A 3376-nucleotide genomic window follows, 5' to 3' on the forward strand; every position below is an offset into this window, starting at 1 on the left:
CCCGCTCGCTGAACGAATCGCTGCAGGCCTCGCTCGCTGCGGCGAAACTCGAGGAGAACGAACGTGCCACGCGGGTCAACGAACTCGAGCGTCAACTCAACATCCTGCGCCAGGTCACCGAGCACGCGGTGAAGTTGTCGCCCCAGCCGGAAGCCCCACTGGTACCCATCGCCAAGTGACCTCGCAGCCGTAGTGCCTATGCTGGTTACCCGGCAAGGGCCAACCGGATCCCGAGGTAGCGCAACATGAGCACGAGCGATCGAGTGCGCGCGATCCTTGGTGGGACCAGCCAGGCATACCGAGGCGATCCCGCCTATCGCGAGCGTCCCGACGTGCACAACGAACTGGAGTGGATCGGCAAGCGGCTGAACCAGCCCATCCGGATCGCCCTGGCGGGCACGCTGAAGGCCGGCAAGTCGACGCTGGTCAACGCGCTCGTCGGCGAGGACATCGCGCCCACCGACGCCACCGAGGCCACCCGCATCGTCACCTGGTTCCGCAACGGGCCCACCCCCAAGGTGACGGCGAATCACCGCGGCGGGCGCCGCTCCAACGTGCCCATCGCGCGGGACCCCGGCGACCGGGCCCTGACCTTCGACTTCGCCAGCCTGGACCCCGAGGACGTCGTCGACCTCGACGTCGAGTGGCCGGCCGCCGAGCTGATCGATACCACGATCATCGACACCCCCGGCACCTCGTCGCTGTCCCGCGACGTCTCCGAGCGCACCCTGCGGCTCCTCGTCCCCGACGACGGCGTGCCCCGGGTCGATGCGGTGGTGTTCCTGCTGCGCACGCTGAACGCGGCAGACATCGCGCTGCTCAAGCAGATCGGCACGCTCGTCGGCGGCTCGGCAGGTGCGCTCGGCGTCATCGGGGTGGCGTCGCGGGCCGACGAGATCGGCGCTGGCCGCATCGACGCGATGCTTTCGGCCAAGGACGTCGCGACCAGATTCACCGCCGAGATGGACAAGACCGGCATCTGCCAGGCCGTCGTCCCGGTGTCGGGCCTGCTGGCGCTGACCGCGCGCACGCTGCGGCAGAGCGAGTTCGTCGCACTGGAGAAACTGGCCGGGGTCGACGCGACCGAGCTCACCAAGGCGATGCTGTCGGTCGACCGCTTCGTCAGGGAGGACAGCGAACTGCCCGTCGATGCCGCCACCCGCACCGCGCTGTTGGACCGGTTCGGCATGTTCGGCATCAGGATCTCGATCGCGGTGCTGCGGGCGGGCATCAGCGACTCGGTGGCCCTGGCCGACGAGCTGCTGGAACGTAGCGGCCTGATCGCCCTGCGCGACGTGATCGACCAGCAGTTCGCGCAGCGCTCCGACCTGCTCAAGGCCCACACGGCGCTGCTGTCGCTGCGCCGCTTCGTCGAGGCCAACCCGATCTACGCCACGCCCTACATCCTGGCCGACATCGATCCGCTGCTGGCCGACACCCACGCGTTCGAGGAGTTGCGGCTGCTGAGCCAATTGCGTTCGCGGGCAACGACGTTGAACGACGACGAGATGGCCTCGCTGCGGCGGATCATCGGCGGCTCCGGTACCGACGCGGCCAGCCGACTCGGCCTGCAACCCGATGCGCCCTACGACGGGCCGCGGGCGGCCTTCGCGGCGGCACAGCGCTGGCGGCGCCGGGCGGATCACCCGCTCAACGATCCGTTCACCACGCGTGCGTGCAGGGCCGCGGTGCGCAGCGCGGAGGCCATGGTGGCCGATTATGCCGCCCGCGGTCGCTGAAATCGGCTAACGATTCGGGCTCGTTCGACGACATACCGGACATGCGTGATTGCGTGGGAGTGTCGGTCGGTGCGACGAATCTGGTCGCCGCCCGCGCCGATGGCGGCGCGACCGTCCGACCGGCGGCCGTGACCTGGCGCGGCACCGTCCTGACCGGGTTCGTCGAGCGATTCGGCGACCCGGTGCCGATCGTCGCCGAGGACGGTTCCGCACACGCCGCCGACCGTCTGGTGGCCGAGGCGGTGGCCGACCTCACCCGGGCTCGCGGCCGCGCCGATTCGACCTGTGTGGCGGTGCCAGCACACTGGGGCGCGCACCTCGTCGACCGGATGCGCGCGCTGCTCCCCGACGCGACGGTGACCTCGGACGCCGTCGCCGCGCTGACGGCGCTGCGCAGCCATCCCGGGTTGCCCGCCCGCGGTGTCGTCGCCCTGTGCGACTTCGGGGCCACCGGCACGACGATCACCCTCGCCGACGCGGGAGCGGACTTCCGCGCCATCGGCGACGCCGTCCGCTACGACGACTTCTCCGGCGACCTCGTCGACCGTGCCCTGCTGACTCACCTCCTCGCTGGTCTCGACGTCGACCCGTCGAGCACGTCGGCGGTCGCGTCGCTCACCGCATTCCGCGAAGGTGTCCGAAACGCCAAGGAGCGGTTGTCGTTCGAGGCCGCCACGGGACTGCCTGGGCCGCTGCAGGGTACGACGGTCCGGCTCACCCGCGCGGAGCTGGAGTCGTTGGTGCGCGGACCGTTGGACGGTGTGCTCGCCGCATTCGACGACACGCTGCGACGCAACGGCCTCTGGCGCGCGGATCTCGCCGCCGTCGCGACGGTCGGCGGTGGGGCACGGATACCCCTTGTCACGCAGCGCCTTTCCGAAGCGTTCCGGATGCCGGTGACCACCACGGCCCACGCCCAGACCGTCGCGGCGATGGGCGCGGCCCTGCTGGGCGGCCGCGAGCCCGAGGCCGTGACCCGGCTCGCCGCGGCGCCGAAGACCGGGACGGTGCTGTCACCGGTCGCGCCGCGGGTCGAGCAATCGGTAGTCGCGGCGATGGCGTGGTCACAGTCCTCCGTTGAGGCAGGGGAGCCGCTCGACGATCCCGACTGGGCCCGGCCCGATGTCGTGTTCGAGCACGCCGTCGGTGACGAGGGTGACGCACTGCCGCCCCTGCCGTGGTACCAACGGCCCGCGCTGCTCTTCGCGGCGGCTGCCTGCGCTGCTGTGTTCGCCGCCGTCGGTTTGGTGGTCACCACGGACACCGACGCGGCGAACGCCTCATCGCCGATGCCGACCGTCAGCGCGACGCCGTCGATGTCCGACGCCCAGGTTCCGGTGGCCGCCGGCGCAGCGCCGCCGGTCGTCACGCAGACGGTCATCGCGGCAGGCCAGCCGAACGTGGTCCGTTACACCCAGGCGCCACCCGCCCGACGGGCCCCTGTACCTCAGGCCCCCGCGCCGGCCCCGCAGGATCCTCCGCCCGCGCCGGTGACGACGACACCCACCACCACGACGACCGCGCCGCCGACTTCGACGACCACCCCGACCTCGACTTCGACTTCGACGCCGACTTCAACCTCGACCTCGACCTCGACCTCGACCTCGACTTCGACCTCGACGTCGACTTCGACTTCG

General features: G+C 71.0%; 2 protein-coding genes. Both read left to right on the forward strand.

The features are described from left to right. Positions 1 to 245 precede the first annotated feature (245 nt). Positions 246 to 1739: a dynamin family protein gene (locus tag QOC69_RS30520; protein WP_526446254.1), complete on the forward strand. Its 1494-nt coding sequence runs from the start codon at positions 246 to 248 to the stop codon at positions 1737 to 1739. Positions 1740 to 1780: 41 nt separating this feature from the next. Further along, a partial coding sequence (locus QOC69_RS30525) for an Hsp70 family protein (RefSeq protein WP_526446255.1) occupies positions 1781 to 3376 on the forward strand: 1596 nt, incomplete at its 3' end.

The organism is Mycobacterium sp., assembly GCF_032162105.1.
Lineage (GTDB): Bacteria > Actinomycetota > Actinomycetes > Mycobacteriales > Mycobacteriaceae > Mycobacterium.

What these genes read in the sequence shown, in the direction of transcription:
- QOC69_RS30520 (WP_526446254.1), top strand. Translation starts at nt 246, where the DNA reads ATGAGCACGAGCGATCGAGTGCGCGCGATCCTTGGTGGGACCAGCCAG.